A 15,768-nucleotide genomic window follows, 5' to 3' on the forward strand; every position below is an offset into this window, starting at 1 on the left:
GTCAGGGATGGTCCCGCCGGGCGGCGTTGGCCGCCCGGTCGACCAGCCAGGCGGTCACCGGGATCACCGCAAGGGCGGTGCACCAGCCGCCCAGGACGTCGGTGGGGTAGTGCGCGCCCAGGGCGACCTGTGCCCACCCCATGGCGGCACCGGCGACCAGCGCCGCGGCGAGCACAAGTGACGTGCCGGCCGCCCTGCCGAGGTCGCGCCGCCTCGCCACGAACAGCGCCGCCATGAGGGCGAGCGCGGTGAGAAAGGCGGTGTGCCCGCTCGGGTAGGACAGGTTGCCGTCGCCGTGAATGGTGCGCCCCACAAGGGACTTGAGCACCGTCGTCGCCCCCACGGTCACGCAGACGCCGACCACGACGAGCACTGCGGCGCGAGGACGCCGAAGCAACAGACAGCCCGCCACGGCGAGGACGATCAGCGTCGCCGCCCCTGCGGGCTCGGCCAGGAAGTCCGTGGCCAGCGCGACGCCCCGCCACGGCGCCCGCACGCTGTCCGCCGTCGGCTGGACGAACCACCGGTCCACCGTGCCGGGCTCACTGTGCCCCGCGTACAGAACCCCGATCACGACAACCACCAACGCGGCGAGGACAGCGACCAGCCCGAGCGGGGCCCGCAGCACCGGGGGTAGCACGGCGGTCGCCGACCGACCGCGGCCGGTGGACCGGCGATAGCGATCCACGACCGGCAGACGGCGCTCCGCATCCCGACTTCCCGAGCCAGGGCGAGGACGCGCCCCGTCATCCGACCGGTGGCCAGCCATGCATCAGCGCCTTCCTGTTTCCCCTGCTCCAGGCTCGCTGCGCGGCTGGCGGTGTTTCCCACCCTAACCAACCGAAAGGGGCCGTGCGGGGCCCTCTTGTAAGCCCGGTGATCACCCAAGCCTTTCGGCCCCGGGACTCAAGTCGAGGCAGGCCTCCCGCCTGAGAGCCTCGATCCGTCGCACGGCCGCTGACAAAGCCGTGGGTACCGCGCGGTCTGCGCCGTCGCCCGCTATAACCGAACGATGATCTACCACGTGGTGACGCTCGGCGACTGGCTCGCCGATTCCGACGGGCCTTACGCGCCCGCCTCTCTCGCGGACGAGGGTTTCGTCCACTGTTCTCCTGATGAGGAGACCTCCCTGGCGGTCGCTACCGCGTTCCACAAGGACGCCGCCGGGCCGCTCATGCTGCTGCAAGTCGACGAGCACAAGCTCGGCGCGACGGTGCGGTGGGAGGCCGCGGATCCCACCCCGCCGCCGGGGGTTCCGGGCGGCACCTTGTTTCCGCACGTGTTCGGACCGATCGACCGCACCGCGGTCGAGGGGCTGCTGGAGATCGAGCGGGACCAGGAGGGACGGGCGACCCGCCTCGTCCCCCGGACGTGAGCTTGGGACGCGCCCAACTGCCCGCGAGGGCAGCGGTGTTGACGTCGGGGCGTGGCACGCCGGCTCCGCCGGCCGAAGTACCCCTGGGGTGTAGCCGGGTGAAGTACCCCCAGGGCGTAGAGGGTCGTTCACTATTGAATTAGACATAAAGCCACGTAGCGTGACATAAGACGCTAATCGCCCAATTTCGATGTAGCCTAAGGGGGGTTGAGCATCACCGAGATGGTCGTGACATCCATTAGGAGGCACCCATGCTTGCTCAGACTGTGCACTCACCCCTTCTCAGCCCCGACCCCGTGGCGCTCGGCGCCGCGATGGTGGAGCCGGAGACAGCCGTGAGTGACGCCCCCGTCTACTCACCGCAGGCCGGCGGCGCCGGTCTCCTCCTGCTCGGGCTGCTTCTCTCCCCGTCGCAGCCGAAGGAGCCGAAGGACAAGTGAGCTCCGATCGGTCCCGGACGGCGTACGCCGACTCGGCGGCCGACCTTGCTCGCCGTGCCCTCGATGCCCTGCGGGGCATCGGGGGCGCGGCCATGGTCGCCGCACACGTGGAAGACGCCGAGGACGGTGCCGCGGCGCTCGCCGCGGTCCGGGTCGTCGGCGCGGACGCCTTCGCCCCTCACCTGCTGACCGGCGTGGCCCTGCACCCACTGGACGCAGAGGCTGTGGCGCGGTCCTTCAGCGTCTTCCCGCCCCCGCAGAGCGTTCCCCAGTCGCCGCCCGCCGGGCCCGCCGAACCATGGGTGATGGCATGGCGGGACTGGGCCACCGCATCGATGCTTGCACGGTTCGCGGCGGAGGGCGAGGCGGCGAGGGCGCCCTCTCCGTATGCGGCGCAGCCGACCGAGGCGCCCCTCCTGGCGGCGCGGGCAGGGATCTCCGCCCCGATCCGCCCGGCCGAAGCTCCGTCCCCCGATACGACGCGTGATCTCGGTTGGGCCGAATGGTCGGTGCGGATGGGACAGTTGTCCTCGCTGGCCCTCCCCGGACTCGACGGACCGGTCCACACCGCGGCCCGCGGTGCGCCGCTGGCCCTCGCCCGGGGCGCCACGCGGTCGCTGCTGCGCCGCGACTACCCCACGGCGGCCCGGATCGCCCGCTGGCTCGCCCTGCTCGAGCACGAGGGCGTGGCACTGCCGCTCGACCCCGTCCCGCTCGTCGCGCACCTGCGGGTGCTCGGCAACGGACCCCGGCTCGCCCTCGACACCGCGATCGCCGGCAAACTACTCGGACTGGAGCACCCATGACGGCGTCGGCGGCGACGACCGCCCACCAGGTGAGCGCGAAGGCACTGGGCTGGCTGCACGAACACCACCACCGCGGCGCCCTGCCGAAAGGCGCGGGGACCGATGTCTCCGACCCTCCGGGCGCCTACAAGGCGCTCGGCGAACTGGCCCTCGCCTCCTCCCTGGTGCTGCGCGAGTCCGTGTCCGGTGCGAACGGGCTGCGGCTGGCCCGCGACATGATCGACCACGCCTGGGGACAGTTCGGCGAGGGCGATCTGCTCTACGCGCGCCTGCTCCGCTACCCGCTCATGACGGACTCCCTGGAGACGTACGCGCACCTCGCCCGCGGCGGCTACCGCCACGAGCCCATGCAGCAACTGCTGGGGCACGTCACGGGGTTGAGGTCGGTACGCAGCGTGGAGCACCAGCCCAACCGCGCCCTCGCCGTCGCCAACGCGACCCGCGTGACCGGCCTCGACAGCGGCGGCCGGACGGGCTCCTGGGAGGAGTTGATCCGCGCCACCTGGCTCGGGAACACTCCCGAGCCCTGGCTCATCGACTGGATCACCGGCTACAACATGACGCACACGGTCTTCCACGTGACCGACTGGGGCCGTCTGCCGGAGGGCCTTCCCGACGACATCGGCGACTATCTCGCCGCGTGGCTGCCCGCCTGGATCGACATCTGGGCCGAGGTCGGGGAGTGGGACCTGGTGGGCGAGCTGATGATCGTCGGCAGTTGCCTGAAGGAGCCCTACCTCGATCCGGGAGCCTGGGAGCTCATGGCCGGTATCCAGCACGAGGACGGTCTGGTCCCGCGGGACACCGCCGAGGTCTGCGCCGACCTCGACACGCGGTTCTCGGACCAGCAGCACACCGCGGTCGTCGCCGCGATCGCGGGGACGCTGGCGGTCTCACGCATCCTCGACCGCGACTCCCCCGCCTTCCCCGAACCTCCCGGCTCGCCCGATGATCCCGACGGCACCTCGGCCCGCCCATGACGCGGTGGGCGGCCGAGGCGGCCGGTCCGCTGCTCGACGCCCCGACCGGCGCCAGTGGCACCGTCATCGCCCTGCGGCGCGGTGCCGAGCGGGTGTTCATCGCCGAAGGGCGCAGCGCGCACCACGGGGGCGAACCGGTCGACGCCGACACCCGCTTCGAAATCGGCTCCCTCACGAAGGTTCTGACGGCCCTTCTGTTCGCGGAACTGGTCGCACGGGGCGAGGTCTCCCACGACGATCCCGTCTCCCGGTTCCTGCCGCCCGCAGCCACGCCGCGTCCCCGCGGTGCGGCCATGACCCTGCTGCACCTGGCCACCCACACGTCGGGGCTCCCCCGGCTGCCGCCGGGGCTGCTGACCGCCGGTCCCGCCCGGTTGCTGACCAACCCCTATGCCGGGTTCTCGCACCACGACCTGCTGCGCGCCGTAGGACGCACCCGGCCGCGCTTCGAGCCCGGCTCACGCCTGGCCTACTCCAACTTCGGCGTCGGCCTGCTCGGACACCTGTTGGTCCACGCCGTCGATGCCCACGACGACGCCCACGAGACGTGCGGCTACGAAGACCTCCTCGCCGCACGGGTGTTGCACCCGCTCGGCCTGCACCACACGGACTGTCGCGCCGACCTCCCCCAGGCCACCGGCCACTGGCACGGCCGCCCCCGCCCCGCCTGGCAGATCCCCGGCCTGCCCGCGGCCGGGGCCGCGCGCTCCAGCGGGCGGGACATGCTCCGGCTGCTCGACGCCCTGATCGACCCGGCCATCGCGGCGCGCCCTTCCCTGCGGGCCGGGCTTTCCGACGTGATCCGCCCCCGGCTCGTCGCGCCGCGCGGAACCCGGCGCCTCGCACTGATCTGGAACATCCAGCCGCGCCCCGGCCACGATCTCCACCACCACTCCGGCGCCACCCGCGGATTCACGTCCTTCGCCGGCTTCAGCCCGCAGACGGGCGTCGCCCTCGTCGCCCTCACCAACGCCGCCCCGACCCTGAACGGCAGGTTCATCCAGCGCGCATACGACGCACTGCGCTCACTGGCACAGGAGACCGCACGGGAAACCGATCCGGAGGCTTCCCGCGGAATCAGGTAGAGGATGCGCAGAGGCATTCCAGAGGCGTCGAGGCAGCAGCCGGACAGCCCCGAGCACACCCGGCCGCCCACCCCCTAGCCGCCCAGGAGAGGCGGCAGGAACCGCGGAGTGCGGTCCTCTATCGCCTGTGCCGCGTCGAGGATCCGCTCCTCCGCGTAGCGTCCGCCGATGAGCTGGACGCTGACCGGCAGGCCCTCGCTGAGCGTCGACGGCACCGTGATGGCGGGGAAGCCCAGGACCGGCACCGCCGTCATCGGCCACATGGCGGCGACCAGTTCGGCGGCGCGCTCGGGGCTCGCGATGTCCGCGTCCTGCTCGAACGGCAGCTCCGCGCTGACGGGCGTGAGCAGGATCCGGTGGATGCCCAGGAGGTGTTGGAGCTGAGTGATGAGGGAGGCGCGGCGCGCCCAGCCCTGGATGTACGTCTCCAGCGACGGGCCTTCGCCCCAGATGCCCGCCGCCCCGCCGAAGGAGTACTTCAGGGAGGCACGGATGTCGTCGTCGCCGACCTCGTTCACCAGCGGGAGCATCGGGCGGAAGTCCTCGTAGATCAGCAGGGCCCAGATGCGCGCGGCCTCGGCGAGCAGCGGCAGGTCGTCGAGTTCCTCGACCTCGTGCCCGGCGTCGACGAGCCGTGCGACGGCGCTGGAGACAGCCAGGTCGACACCCGGGTGGTTCTTGACCGTGCCGATGCCGCGCACCACCGTGACCTTGGCCTTCACGCCGTCCGCAAGACGGCCGGGCGCGGCTGGGATGCCGTACGGATCGCGCAGGTCAGGGGTGGTCATGACGTTCAGCGCGAGGCGGGCGTCGGCCACCGTCCTGGCCAACGGCCCCTCGACGGCGCACGCCTGCACGGTGGGCGGGAAGTCGATCTGTTTCCTGCCCGCGGGGGTGTCGGCGTAGGCCGGCGGCGTCCAGTTGGAGACCCGGCCGACGGTGGGGCGGATGCCGACCACCCCGCAGCAGGCTGCCGGGTAGCGGATCGAACCGCCGATGTCGTTGCCCTGTGCGATCGGTGTCATCCCGGCGGCGAGGCTGCTGGAGGCGCCACCGCTGGAGCCGCCGGGGGTGCGGCCGGTGTCCCAGGGGTTGAGGGTGCGGCCGTGCAGGGCGTTGGTGGAGAACCAACGGTAGGAGAAGGCGGGGGCGTTGCTCCGGCCGAGGAGGACGGCGCCGGAGTGCCTCAGGGCCGTGACGCAGGCCGCGTCCCCTTCCGCGGGGCGCCCGGCGAGGGCGGCCACGCCGTGGCTGGTGGCATAGCCCCGCTGATCCGTATTGATCTTGGTGGACACCGGTACACCGTGCAGCGGGCCGAGTTCGTCGCCCGCGGCGACGGCCCGGTCGGCGCGGCGCGCATCGGCCAGCGCCTCGTCGGGGCGGATGTCGACCAGCGCCCCGAGGCGTGGGTTGGTCTCCTCGATGCGTGCCAGGCAGGACCGCACGACCTCGGCGGACGAGATCTCGCGTCTGCGGATGGCATCGGCCAGGTCGGTGGCGGTGCGCTGCCACAGCTCGGCAGCCGGACTCCGGGTTTCCATGATCGCCTCTCGCCTCTGAAGAAGGGGGCGCCCGCACCCGGGAGTCGGCCCGGCCGTGCGGCTAGCGCGGCGGAGTACTGATGCTCCGCTCAGATGCTCTGCTCAGAAATCAAACAGCGTCATACAACGCTGTTTTTGCTGGAGCTCAGATTCATGTCCACCACCCGGCTTGTCAAGACCCGCACGACCTGACCGCCAGCCTCACCCCTGGCTTCACCTCTGACTTCACCCCTGGCTTCGCCTCTGACCTCACACCCGACCTCCGCCCCGATCTCACTCCCCGGCAGCACCCTTGGGCGCCCCGCCCTGAAGCAGCTCAACCGCCGCCAGAACAGCCCGCGTTCCGCGCTCGTCCGACCACCCCTCGGGATCCTCCAGCGTGGACAGCCAGTACCCACGGAACAGCAGATGCAGGATGTCCGCCGCCAACTCGGGGGCGGGAGTGCCCGCCGCGACGGTCACCTCCTCCAGCTCGTCCCGCTGGGCGCGCGCCACCGTCCGCACCCGATCGACTTCACGCCCGACACCGGCCCCGGCCCCGGCCCCGGCCCCGGCCCCGACAATCTCCATCAGAAGCCTGCGCATCACCTCGTCGTCGTCCGCGGTGGTGCACATCCAGCGCGCGAACGCCGCGAGGCGCTCCGCCCCTTGAGTGCCCTCCAGGACTCCCTCCAACTCGCGCCCCCACTCCTCATCCGCGTGCCGCATCGCGTTGACCATCAGGTCGGAGCGGCTCGGGACGTAGTTGGTGACCATGGCCGTCGAGCCGCCGAGCTGCTCGGCGACTGCGCGGATGGTCACGGCGCGCACGCCGCGCTCGCGGGCCACCCGGATGGTGGCGGCGGCGATCTCGTCGAGCCGCTGGGCTGTGTCTACCTCGATCGGCATGTCATCGACCTCAATACGGAGTGTTGACGCGGTGGCGTACTGCTGCAATGTTGTCATACAACAGCGTTACACAACGCTGTTGTATCTCCTCGTCCTCGCATCTCGTCCGGCTGGAGACGCCCCATGCCTTTCACCTTCGAGCGGATCGGCGCGGCGCCCCTCGCCGAGAACGCCCGGCAGTACATGGCCCGCATGCGCGACGGCGTACGACTGGCCACCGATGTCTACCTCCCCGCACACCGGCAGGGCGACGACACGGCGTTCCCGGCGGTGCTCGTGCGCCTGCCCTACGACAAGAACAGCCGCTACGTGTACTTCGACCGCATCGCGCGCCTGTTCACCGCCCGCGGCTACGCCGTGGTGGTGCAGGACGTACGCGGAAAATTCCGCTCGGGCGGCAGCACATTGCCCTTCCTGCGGGAGTCGCAGGACGGCTACGAAGCCATCGACTGGATCGTCAACCAGGCCTGGTCGGACGGCCGGGTGGGCATGTTCGGCGACTCCTACTACGGGTTCACCCAGTGGGCCGCCGTCGCCGCCCAGCACCCGGCGCTGCGGGCGATCGTGCCGCGCGTGACCGCGGCGGACTTCGCCACGATCTGGCAGCCCGAGGGGCAGAACGTGCCGGTGTGGCTGGAGGGCGTCGAGTACTTCGCCCACCACTGGGTGGACAACGACTCGTACGAGTACCGGATCGACCGCTCCGCACGGCCCGTCATCGAGCAGTACGAGGAGGCGTTCCGCGCCATCGGCGCCCGTTCCCTGTGGTTCGATCTGCTGGCGCCCCGGCAGACGGGTCTGTCGACGCAGCCGGGGCTGCACCCCTTCGACGCGCGGCCGGTTCCGGTGCTGCACTGCGTGGGGTGGTTCGACAACATCGTCACCGCGCACATGCGGGACTACATGGAACTGGCCTCACGGCCCGGCTGGGACGCCGTCCAGTACCTGTGGGCGGGCGCGGTCGACCACGAGAACTACCGTCTCGCGCAGGCGCCGATCCGTGACGAGGACGACCACAACACCAATGAGGACGCCCTCGCCCGGATGCTGCCGGACTACGCGAATCCGGCGATCGACTTCTTCGACGTGTTCCTCAAGGGCATACGTCCGGTGTCCTCGCTGTCCAAGGTGACATGGGAACTCGGTCACGGGGACTGGCGGACCTCCTCCGCCTGGCCGCCACCGGAAAGCACCGAACTGACCTACTGGCTCACCGACTTGGCTCGCGCCACCGGCCCGCTGCCGGGCGCCTTACTGGCCGACGTACCCGACGTGCCCGACGTGCCCGGCGAGCACGAGCAGGCCACGCAGTGGACCCACGACCCGGACGCCCCGGTGCCCTCCCTGGTCGAGGACTCCTTCGCCTATCTGCACAGCTACCCGGACCTCGCGCCGGTCGCCGCCCGAGACGACGTACTCGTGTTCTCGGCGCCCGTGCTCACCGAGCCCCTGGACCTGGCGGGTCCGGTCGCCGTGGATCTCCATGTCACCGGCACCGCGCCGGAGTTCGACGTCTTCGCCAAGGTCGTCGACCTCGGGCCGGACGGGCGGGTGCACCAGATCGCGCGGGGTCAGGTGGCGGTGCGCGCCGCCGATACGGCAGACGAGATCCATCTCGACCTCGGGCACACCGGCTACCGGCTGCGTCCCGGCCACCGCCTCGCGCTGCTCGTGGCCGGCAGCGACCACCCCCTGTTCCTGCCCGCTCCCGGGACCGGCGAGAACCCCTGGACCGCGCTCACCGCCAAGCCCAGCACCCAGACCCTGCACACCGGCGGCGCCTGCCCGTCCCGGCTGACCGTCACGGTCATGCCCACACCCACGCCCGCGCCCGCACCCGCACCCGGCGCCTGAACCACCCCGCGTCGCCCCCGCACGGCCCGACGCACAGCGGCACCACCCGCGCCACTCACACCACCCGCACCACCCGCACCAGTAGCTCCGATGGCAACTCCCCTCATCCGACTCCCCCGAGGAGCTCCCTCATGAAGGCTCCCAGAACCACCGCCCCGGTCGTCGGCGCCCTGTGCGTCCTGCTCACCGCGACCGCCTGTACGTCGGGCTCCGACGCCGATCCGGCTCCGCGCGCCCAGAAACTCACCATGACCACGCCCGCCGCCTCGGGCGCCCTGGACCGCGTCACGTGGAACCTGCCCATGGGTGAGCCGAGGACGCTGGATTCGGCGAAGGTCGCCGACTATTCGCCGAGCACCGTCAAGGCCAACCTCTGCGACTCGTTGCTGCGGCTTGAGCCCGACTACTCCACCTCCCCCGGCCTCGCCTCCTCCTGGAGCCGACCGGACGACACCACCCTGGTCCTCAACCTCCGCAAGGGCGTGACGTTCTGGAACGGGCACCCCATGACCGCCGACGACATCGTCAGCAGCCTGCGACGGCAGGGCGACCCCGCCACACAGAGCGTCAACGCCAGCCTCCTCACCCATGTGAAGACGATCAGCGCGACGAGCGCGCACCAGGTGACCGTCCGCTTCAAGACCCCTGACGAGATGTTCCTGAAGGCGCTCGCCACCAGCTTCGGCACCGTCAACGAAGCCGCGTACATGAAGAAGGCCGGACGCGGCTACGGCAGCGCCAAGGGCGGACTGATGTGCACGGGCCCCTTCGAGCTGACGTCGTGGAAACCCGGCGAGTCCATCACCGCCACCCGCAACGCCGACTACTGGGACACCTCGCTCCGGCCCAAGATCAAGACGCTGACCTTCAAGTTCATCACCGACGGCTCCACGCTCACCAGCGCCCTGCTCTCCGGCGAGGTCGACGGCAGCTACGAGATCAGCTCGGCGGGCGCCCGCGCCCTGCGGTCGTCCGACGTGGGCACGCTGCACCACGGCCCTTCGGCGCAGACGAACTTCATCGCCGCGATCGGCCCCGACTCACCGCTGGCGGACCACAAGATCGCCGAGGCGCTCTCCCTCGTCCTGGACCGGGACGATCTGATCAAGAACGTGTACGCGGGCGCGGCACAGCAGCTCAAGACCTTCATCCCGCCGCTGGTGTGGCAGCACGGCGAGGCCGCCGATCTCTACGCCAAGGGGCACGACGCGCTGCCCGCCGTCCCCGAGGTCGACGTGGACAAGGCCAAGAAGCTGGTGGGCCAGGCCCGCACGCACAAGCGCACGCTGACCATCGCCACGGCCGCGGGGGACCAGCAGTCGCAGCAGACCCTCACCTTCCTGCAGGCGGGCGCCGAGCGCATCGGCATCAAGATCGTCATCAAGCAGTTGCAGCCGACGCAGATGTCCGGGCTGTTCTTCGACGCCTCGCTGCGCAAGGGCCTGGACGCGACCATGGTCCTCGGGTACGTCGAGATCCCCGACCCGATCTCCTACGCCCAGCTCCTCACCGACCCCAAGTCGCTCTTCAACTGGACCAACTACCGCAATCCCAAGGTCACTTCACTGCTCGGGCAGGCGCAGGCCACCCTGCGCCCCGAGAAGTCGGCCCGGCTGTTCACCCAGGCCCAGCAGCGCTACAGCACGGATCTGCCCGTGGTGCCGCTGGCCTCCCCGCACGAGCGGCTGTTCCTCAACAAGCGGCTCAGCGGGGCCCCTTCGTCCTTCGCGTACATCAACATGCCGTGGGCGGCGCACCTCGGCGGCACCGGCAAGGGCACCTCGTGATCGCCCGCTTCGTCGCCCGGCGGGCGGCGGCCCTGCTGGTGACCCTGCTGATCGCGAGCGTTGCCATCTACGGCGCGCTGTTCCTGTCCCCCGGCGACCCGGCGACCCTGCTGGTCGGCGGCGGCAAGAAGCCAAGTCCCGCCCTGCTGGCGGAGATTCACCGCCAGTACCACCTGGACGATCCGTTCCTGGAGAGCTACTGGCGCTGGCTGACCGGCATGCTGCAGGGCGACGCGGGAGAGTCCCTCAGCTACCAGGACTCCGTCACCCACCTGTTGGGCGCGCGGATCGGCAACACCCTGTTCCTCATCGCCTACGCCGCCCTGCTCATCGTCGCCTTCGGTGTCGCGCTGGGAGCCCTGGCCGCCCTGCGCGGCAAGTGGGTCGACACGGCGGTGACGGTGCTCTCCACGACGCTCATGGCGGTGCCGGTCTTCGTCATGGCAGTGCTGCTGACGTGGGGCCTCGCCGTGCGCCTGGGCTGGTTCCCGGCCTACGGGTCCGGCGCGGGCTTCGCCGACCGCCTGGAGCACCTCACCCTGCCCGCCCTGGCGCTCGCCGCCTCGTGGCTGGCCTACGTCGCCCAGGTCTCCCGGGCCGCGATCCGCGCCGAACTGGTCTCCGAGCATGTGCAGACCGCCCGCAGCCGGGGCATCCGGGAGCGCTTCATCGTCCGCAAGCACATCCTGCGCAACGCCTCGGGGCCGATCGTCTCCGTCTCGGGGGTGGCCGTGGCGGGTCTGATCGCCGGTTCGTCGATCGTGGAGCAGGCCTTCGGCCTCAACGGCGTCGGCGCGCTCCTGATCCAGAGCGCCGCCAAGCAGGACCTGGCCGTGGTGCAGGCTCTCGCGCTGCTCACGGTGGTGGCGTTCGCCCTGATCAACACCGTCGTGGACGTGCTCAGCGCGGCACTCGACCATCGCGTTCCGCTGGGAGGAAGCCAGTGAGCACCTATCAGTTGGCCTCCGCGACCGGCGCCAGGCTTCCGCTCGGCCGTGTCCGTGCCCTCGCCCGCGGCCAGGCGGTGCCCATCGCCGCCGGAGCCGTCGTGGCGCTGGTGGTCGTCGCCGCCGTGTTCGCCCCGCTGATCGCTCCGTACGATCCCAACGCCGTCGACCCGCTCGCCGTTTCGCAGGGCAGCTCGGCGGCGCACTGGCTCGGCACGGACGACACGGGCCGCGACATCCTCTCGCGCCTCCTGTACGGCGCGCGGCCCAGTCTGCTCGCTCCGGCTCTCGTCACACTGGCCGCCGGTGTGGTCGGCACGGCGCTCGCGGTCTCCGCGGCCTGGCTCGGCGGCTGGTACGACCGGGCCGTCTCCGCTTTCCTCGACCTCGTCTTCGGCTTTCCCGGGCTGGTCCTCGCCGTGGTCGGCGCGGCGGTCTTCGGGGCGGGCCTGGACATCGCCGTCGTCACCCTCTCCATCGCCTACCTGCCGTACATCGCGCGCGTCGTGCGCGGTGCGGCCCTGCGTGAGCGCTCGCTGCCGTACATCTGCGCGCTCGGCATGCTCGGTCTGTCCGGCCGCAGGATCTGCCTGCGCCATCTGCTGCCGAATCTGCTGCCGCTGGTCCTCGTGCAGGCGACGACCTCGTTCGGCTACACGATGCTCGACGTGGCGGCGTTCTCCTTCATCGGGCTCGGCAGCCAACCGCCCACCGCCGAATGGGGGTTGATGGTGGCGAACGGCGCCCCGGGCATCATCGGCGGGCAGCCCGAACAGTCGCTGTACGCCGGTCTGGTCATCGTCGTCTTCGTCATCGCCTGCAATCTGCTCGGCGGCGGCCTGTCCCGTCGACTTCTGGGAGAGGACCGATGAAACGCACAAAGACTCCCCCGCCGAGGCCCGACGCTCCCCTGCTGGAGTTCGACGGCCTGCACATCACCCTGCCCGTCAAGGGCGAACACCGCACGGTCATCCACCGCGTGGACCTCACCGTCCCGGCGGGCAGTGCCGTGGGTCTGGTGGGCGAGTCCGGTTCGGGCAAGTCGCTCACCGCCCGTTCGGTGCTGCGGCTGCTGCCGCCCGGCGCCCGGGTGGGTGGCGAGGTCCGCTTCGAGGGCGTCTCGGTCACCGCCATGGATCCGGCCGCCCTGCGTACGCTGCGCAGCCGCGAGGTCGCGATGATCTTCCAGGACCCGCGGGCGCACATCAATCCGCTGCGCACCATCGGCGACTTCCTCACCGAGGGTCTGATCACCACGCGCGGGGAGCGTCGCGGCGCCGCCGAGGCCCGCGCGACGGACCTGCTGCGCGAGGTGGGCATCGCCGACGCGCCGCGGCGGCTGCGGCAGCGCCCGGCCGAGCTGTCCGGCGGGCTGCTGCAACGCGTGATGATCGCGGCGGCCCTGATCACGGAGCCCCGGCTGCTGCTCGCGGACGAACCGACCACCGCGCTTGACGTCACCACGCAGGCCGAGGTCATGGCCGTCATCGACGAGGCCCGGGACCGGCGAGGGCTCGCGATGCTGTTCATCACCCATGACCTGGCGCTGGCCGCGGCGGTCTGCGACAGCATCGCGGTGATGTACGCGGGCTCGGTGGTCGAGCAGGTGCCGGCCTCGCGCCTGCACGACGGGTCCCGCCACCCCTACACCCGGGCCCTGCTGGCGTCCCGGCCCGACCCTGGGGCGGGCGCACAGCCGTTGCGGGCGATCGGCGGCAGGCCGCTCTCGGCGTTCGAGGCCGGTCCCGGCTGTGCGTTCGCGCCCCGCTGTCCGGCGGCCCAGGACCTCTGCACCGCGCAGCGTCCGCTGCCGGAGCCGACCGGTGACGGCGCCGAGGACGGTCACGGCGCCAGCCCTGGCGACGGCCACGGCCACGGCCGCACGGCGGCCTGCCACTTCCCCCGCCCCGTGACCGACGGAGCACCCGGCACGGACAGGAGAGTGCGTCGTGGCTGAATCCAGCGCCCCACCCGCCCTGGAGGCGACCGGCCTGCGCAAGACCTTCGGGGACTTCGTCGCGGTCGACGGCGTCGACCTGACCCTGGCCGCCGGTGCCTCCCTGGCCGTGGTCGGCGAGTCCGGCTCGGGCAAGACCACCACCGCCCGCATGGTCGCGGGCCTCGAAGTGCCGACCGCCGGCGCCGTGCGGTGGAACGGCCGGCCCCTGCCGGGCCGTCGGGCCCGCACCGCCGTGCGCAGGAGCTTCGCCCGGGACGTCCAGATGGTCTTCCAGGACCCGTACGCCTCCCTGGACCGGCATCAACGCGTCGACGACAGCATCAGCGAGGTCCTGGCGCACCACACCGACCTGCGCGGCGGCGCGCTGGCCCGGCGCACCGCCGAACTGCTCGACCAGGTGGGACTCGCCGCACCCCAGGCACGGTCGCTGCCCCGCGCCCTGTCGGGCGGCCAGCGCCAACGTGTCGCCATCGCCCGCGCGGTGGCCGTCCGGCCCCGCGTCCTGGTGCTCGACGAGGCGGTCGCCGCGCTCGACGTGTCCGTGCAGGCCCAGATCGTCACCCTGCTGCGGGACCTGCGCGAACAGTCCGGTATCGCCTACCTGTTCATCACCCACGACCTCGGCATCGTCCAGCACATCTGCGAGGACATCGTGGTGATGCACCGCGGCCGGATCGTGGAGCGGGGCCGCACGGTCGCGGTCCTGGAACGGCCGGAGGCCGCGTACACCCGCAAGTTGATCGAATCGGTGCCCCGCAAGGGCTGGACCCCACGGCGCGCCGCCACCACCGCGTGACGCTCGCCAGACCCCCACCCACTCATCCGCTCAACCCCCCTCCCACTCAAGGAGTGCCATCCATGACCTTCACTCCCGCCCTGACCTACGCCTTCGAGATCCGCGCCCACCTCGACCAGTCCCTGCACATCGGTCACGGCGAGGGGGAGGTCACCGAGTTCACCCCGATCGTCGGCGGAACCGTGGAGGGCCCGCGGCTGCGCGGCACGGTCCTGGCGGGCGGCGGCGACTGGAGCAGTACGCGCGGCGAGATCTGCCAGCTCGACGCGCGCTACCTGATCCAGGCCGACGACGGCGCCGTCATCGACATCGTCAACCGCGGCTACTACCGCCCCGCCTCCGACAGCCCCGACCAGCACGACGACGGCCTCCAGGTCAGCCACGCCGGTCACTACTACCGCACCTCCCCCGTCTTCCGCACCGACGCCCCCGCGCACCGCTGGCTGGCCGAGACGGTCTTCGTGGGCCTGGCCCGGCCCGAGGGCGAGGACACGGTCGCCATCCGCATGTACGCCCTCAAGTAGCGGAAATCCACCCGTCATCGAGCGCACTTCATCCGGCACAATCCCCCCATGGAGATTGCCGAACACCTCGAAATTCTGGACGCCGAAGGCCAGTTGCTGGCCCGTGCCGCCGACGTGGCCGGGCCCGGCGCCAAGGTGGTCACCTGTCCCGACTGGACCGTGCGCGACCTGCTGCGGCACACGGGGGCGGTGCACCGCTGGGCCGCGGCGTACGTCGCCGAGGGGCACGACGATCGGCTGCCCCTGGAGGATCCGCCGGAGCTGGACGGCGCCGCCCTGGTCGACTGGTACCGGCAGGCGCACGGCGACCTGGTCGCCACGCTGCGGGCCGCCGCGCCGGACACGCGGTGCTGGGCGTTCCTGCCCGCTCCGTCCCCGCTCGCGTTCTGGGCGCGGCGGCAGGCGAACGAGACGGCGATCCACCGCGTGGACGCCGAGTCCGCGCGCGGCGGCGCGCCGTCGCCGATCGGCACGGAGTTCGCGGCGGACGGGATCGACGAGCTGTTGCGCGGGTTCCACGCGCGCTCGCGCAGCAGGGTGCGGACTCCGGAGCCGCGGGTGCTGCGGGTGCGGGCGACGGACGCGGACGCCGTGTGGACCGTACGCCTCTCGCAGGAGCCGCCCGCCACGGTGCAGGGCGAGGACGGCCCGGCCGACTGCGAGTTGTCGGGTCCCGCGGAGCAGCTCTACCTCGCGCTGTGGAACCGCGCGCCCATCCCGCAGGTCACCGGCGACACCGCGCTGGGCAGGCTGTGGAGCGAGACGTCGGGGGTATGAGGGCGGGG

Annotated in this window: 16 protein-coding genes; 13 read left to right on the forward strand and 3 right to left on the reverse strand. The window is 71.7% G+C overall.

Features of this window, described 5'->3' with window-relative positions; genetic code table 11:
* Nucleotide 1 precedes the first annotated feature (1 nt).
* Nucleotides 2–688: a phosphatase PAP2 family protein gene (locus ACIGXX_RS34335; protein WP_399981613.1), complete on the reverse strand. Its 687-nt coding sequence runs from the start codon at nucleotides 686–688 to the stop codon at nucleotides 2–4.
* A 324-nt stretch (nucleotides 689–1,012) separates the two neighbouring features.
* Between ACIGXX_RS34335 and ACIGXX_RS34340 the strand changes: the two genes are divergently transcribed.
* The 5 genes from ACIGXX_RS34340 to ACIGXX_RS34360 all read left to right on the forward strand — a co-directional run bounded on the left by ACIGXX_RS34340 (nucleotide 1,013) and on the right by ACIGXX_RS34360 (nucleotide 4,686).
* Nucleotides 1,013–1,375: a DUF952 domain-containing protein gene (locus ACIGXX_RS34340; RefSeq protein WP_399981616.1), complete on the forward strand. Its 363-nt coding sequence runs from the start codon at nucleotides 1,013–1,015 to the stop codon at nucleotides 1,373–1,375.
* Nucleotides 1,376–1,626: 251 nt separating this feature from the next.
* A complete protein-coding gene (locus ACIGXX_RS34345) occupies nucleotides 1,627–1,815 on the forward strand; it encodes a hypothetical protein (RefSeq protein WP_351157796.1) in 189 nt (62 codons plus the stop codon).
* The gene (locus ACIGXX_RS34350; protein WP_399981621.1) at nucleotides 1,812–2,621 is read left to right on the forward strand and encodes a hypothetical protein; all 810 of its coding nucleotides are present in this window, start codon (nucleotides 1,812–1,814) and stop codon (nucleotides 2,619–2,621) included. Before ACIGXX_RS34345 ends, ACIGXX_RS34350 begins: the two co-directional genes overlap by 4 nt.
* A complete protein-coding gene (locus ACIGXX_RS34355; RefSeq protein ID WP_399981624.1) occupies nucleotides 2,618–3,601 on the forward strand; it encodes a DUF6895 family protein in 984 nt (327 codons plus the stop codon). The genes ACIGXX_RS34350 and ACIGXX_RS34355 overlap by 4 nt, the downstream gene beginning before the upstream one ends.
* Nucleotides 3,598–4,686, forward strand: coding sequence for a serine hydrolase domain-containing protein (locus ACIGXX_RS34360; protein ID WP_366463018.1), 1,089 nt, complete (start codon nucleotides 3,598–3,600; stop codon nucleotides 4,684–4,686). The genes ACIGXX_RS34355 and ACIGXX_RS34360 overlap by 4 nt, the downstream gene beginning before the upstream one ends.
* Nucleotides 4,687–4,760: 74 nt before the next feature.
* On the opposite strand, the gene ACIGXX_RS34365 is transcribed toward ACIGXX_RS34360, so the two are convergent.
* Together ACIGXX_RS34365 and ACIGXX_RS34370 are read right to left on the reverse strand one after the other, a co-directional pair.
* Nucleotides 4,761–6,227, reverse strand: coding sequence for an amidase (locus ACIGXX_RS34365; protein WP_399981628.1), 1,467 nt, complete (start codon nucleotides 6,225–6,227; stop codon nucleotides 4,761–4,763).
* Between the two features lie 273 nt (nucleotides 6,228–6,500).
* Entirely contained in the window at nucleotides 6,501–7,115 is a 615-nt protein-coding gene (locus ACIGXX_RS34370) for a TetR/AcrR family transcriptional regulator (RefSeq protein WP_366463020.1), read from the reverse strand.
* 123 nt (nucleotides 7,116–7,238) lie between these two features.
* On the opposite strand from ACIGXX_RS34370, the gene ACIGXX_RS34375 reads away from it, so the two are divergent.
* The 8 genes from ACIGXX_RS34375 to ACIGXX_RS34410 all read left to right on the forward strand — a co-directional run bounded on the left by ACIGXX_RS34375 (nucleotide 7,239) and on the right by ACIGXX_RS34410 (nucleotide 15,760).
* The gene (locus tag ACIGXX_RS34375) at nucleotides 7,239–8,969 is read left to right on the forward strand and encodes a CocE/NonD family hydrolase (RefSeq protein ID WP_366463021.1); all 1,731 of its coding nucleotides are present in this window, start codon (nucleotides 7,239–7,241) and stop codon (nucleotides 8,967–8,969) included.
* 131 nt (nucleotides 8,970–9,100) lie between these two features.
* Nucleotides 9,101–10,756, forward strand: coding sequence for an ABC transporter substrate-binding protein (locus ACIGXX_RS34380; RefSeq protein WP_366463022.1), 1,656 nt, complete (start codon nucleotides 9,101–9,103; stop codon nucleotides 10,754–10,756).
* The gene (locus ACIGXX_RS34385; protein ID WP_366463023.1) at nucleotides 10,753–11,703 is read left to right on the forward strand and encodes an ABC transporter permease; all 951 of its coding nucleotides are present in this window, start codon (nucleotides 10,753–10,755) and stop codon (nucleotides 11,701–11,703) included. The genes ACIGXX_RS34380 and ACIGXX_RS34385 overlap by 4 nt, the downstream gene beginning before the upstream one ends.
* Nucleotides 11,700–12,575, forward strand: a complete 876-nt coding sequence (locus ACIGXX_RS34390; RefSeq protein WP_351157815.1) for an ABC transporter permease — start codon at nucleotides 11,700–11,702, stop codon at nucleotides 12,573–12,575. The genes ACIGXX_RS34385 and ACIGXX_RS34390 overlap by 4 nt, the downstream gene beginning before the upstream one ends.
* A complete protein-coding gene (locus ACIGXX_RS34395; protein ID WP_366463024.1) occupies nucleotides 12,572–13,660 on the forward strand; it encodes an ABC transporter ATP-binding protein in 1,089 nt (362 codons plus the stop codon). Before ACIGXX_RS34390 ends, ACIGXX_RS34395 begins: the two co-directional genes overlap by 4 nt.
* The gene (locus ACIGXX_RS34400) at nucleotides 13,653–14,459 is read left to right on the forward strand and encodes an ATP-binding cassette domain-containing protein (protein ID WP_366463025.1); all 807 of its coding nucleotides are present in this window, start codon (nucleotides 13,653–13,655) and stop codon (nucleotides 14,457–14,459) included. Before ACIGXX_RS34395 ends, ACIGXX_RS34400 begins: the two co-directional genes overlap by 8 nt.
* A gap of 62 nt (nucleotides 14,460–14,521) precedes the next feature.
* On the forward strand, nucleotides 14,522–14,983 hold the full coding sequence (locus ACIGXX_RS34405) for a DUF3237 domain-containing protein (protein WP_351157821.1): 462 nt from the start codon (nucleotides 14,522–14,524) through the stop codon (nucleotides 14,981–14,983).
* A gap of 48 nt (nucleotides 14,984–15,031) precedes the next feature.
* Nucleotides 15,032–15,760 (forward strand): maleylpyruvate isomerase family mycothiol-dependent enzyme, encoded by a 729-nt coding sequence (locus ACIGXX_RS34410; protein ID WP_351157824.1) that lies wholly within the window; start codon nucleotides 15,032–15,034, stop codon nucleotides 15,758–15,760.
* Nucleotides 15,761–15,768: the final 8 nt, after the last annotated feature.

Source organism: Streptomyces sp. NPDC055243, assembly GCF_044544025.1.
Classification (GTDB): Bacteria; Actinomycetota; Actinomycetes; order Streptomycetales; family Streptomycetaceae; genus Streptomyces.

What these genes read in the sequence shown, in the direction of transcription:
- ACIGXX_RS34370 (WP_366463020.1), bottom strand. Translation starts at nt 7,115, where the DNA reads ATGCCGATCGAGGTAGACACAGCCCAGCGGCTCGACGAGATCGCCGCC.
- ACIGXX_RS34395 (WP_366463024.1), top strand. Translation starts at nt 12,572, where the DNA reads ATGAAACGCACAAAGACTCCCCCGCCGAGGCCCGACGCTCCCCTGCTG.
- ACIGXX_RS34375 (WP_366463021.1), top strand. Translation starts at nt 7,239, where the DNA reads ATGCCTTTCACCTTCGAGCGGATCGGCGCGGCGCCCCTCGCCGAGAAC.
- ACIGXX_RS34405 (WP_351157821.1), top strand. Translation starts at nt 14,522, where the DNA reads ATGACCTTCACTCCCGCCCTGACCTACGCCTTCGAGATCCGCGCCCAC.
- ACIGXX_RS34345 (WP_351157796.1), top strand. Translation starts at nt 1,627, where the DNA reads ATGCTTGCTCAGACTGTGCACTCACCCCTTCTCAGCCCCGACCCCGTG.
- ACIGXX_RS34360 (WP_366463018.1), top strand. Translation starts at nt 3,598, where the DNA reads ATGACGCGGTGGGCGGCCGAGGCGGCCGGTCCGCTGCTCGACGCCCCG.
- ACIGXX_RS34410 (WP_351157824.1), top strand. Translation starts at nt 15,032, where the DNA reads ATGGAGATTGCCGAACACCTCGAAATTCTGGACGCCGAAGGCCAGTTG.
- ACIGXX_RS34380 (WP_366463022.1), top strand. Translation starts at nt 9,101, where the DNA reads ATGAAGGCTCCCAGAACCACCGCCCCGGTCGTCGGCGCCCTGTGCGTC.
- ACIGXX_RS34340 (WP_399981616.1), top strand. Translation starts at nt 1,013, where the DNA reads ATGATCTACCACGTGGTGACGCTCGGCGACTGGCTCGCCGATTCCGAC.
- ACIGXX_RS34355 (WP_399981624.1), top strand. Translation starts at nt 2,618, where the DNA reads ATGACGGCGTCGGCGGCGACGACCGCCCACCAGGTGAGCGCGAAGGCA.
- ACIGXX_RS34365 (WP_399981628.1), bottom strand. Translation starts at nt 6,227, where the DNA reads ATGGAAACCCGGAGTCCGGCTGCCGAGCTGTGGCAGCGCACCGCCACC.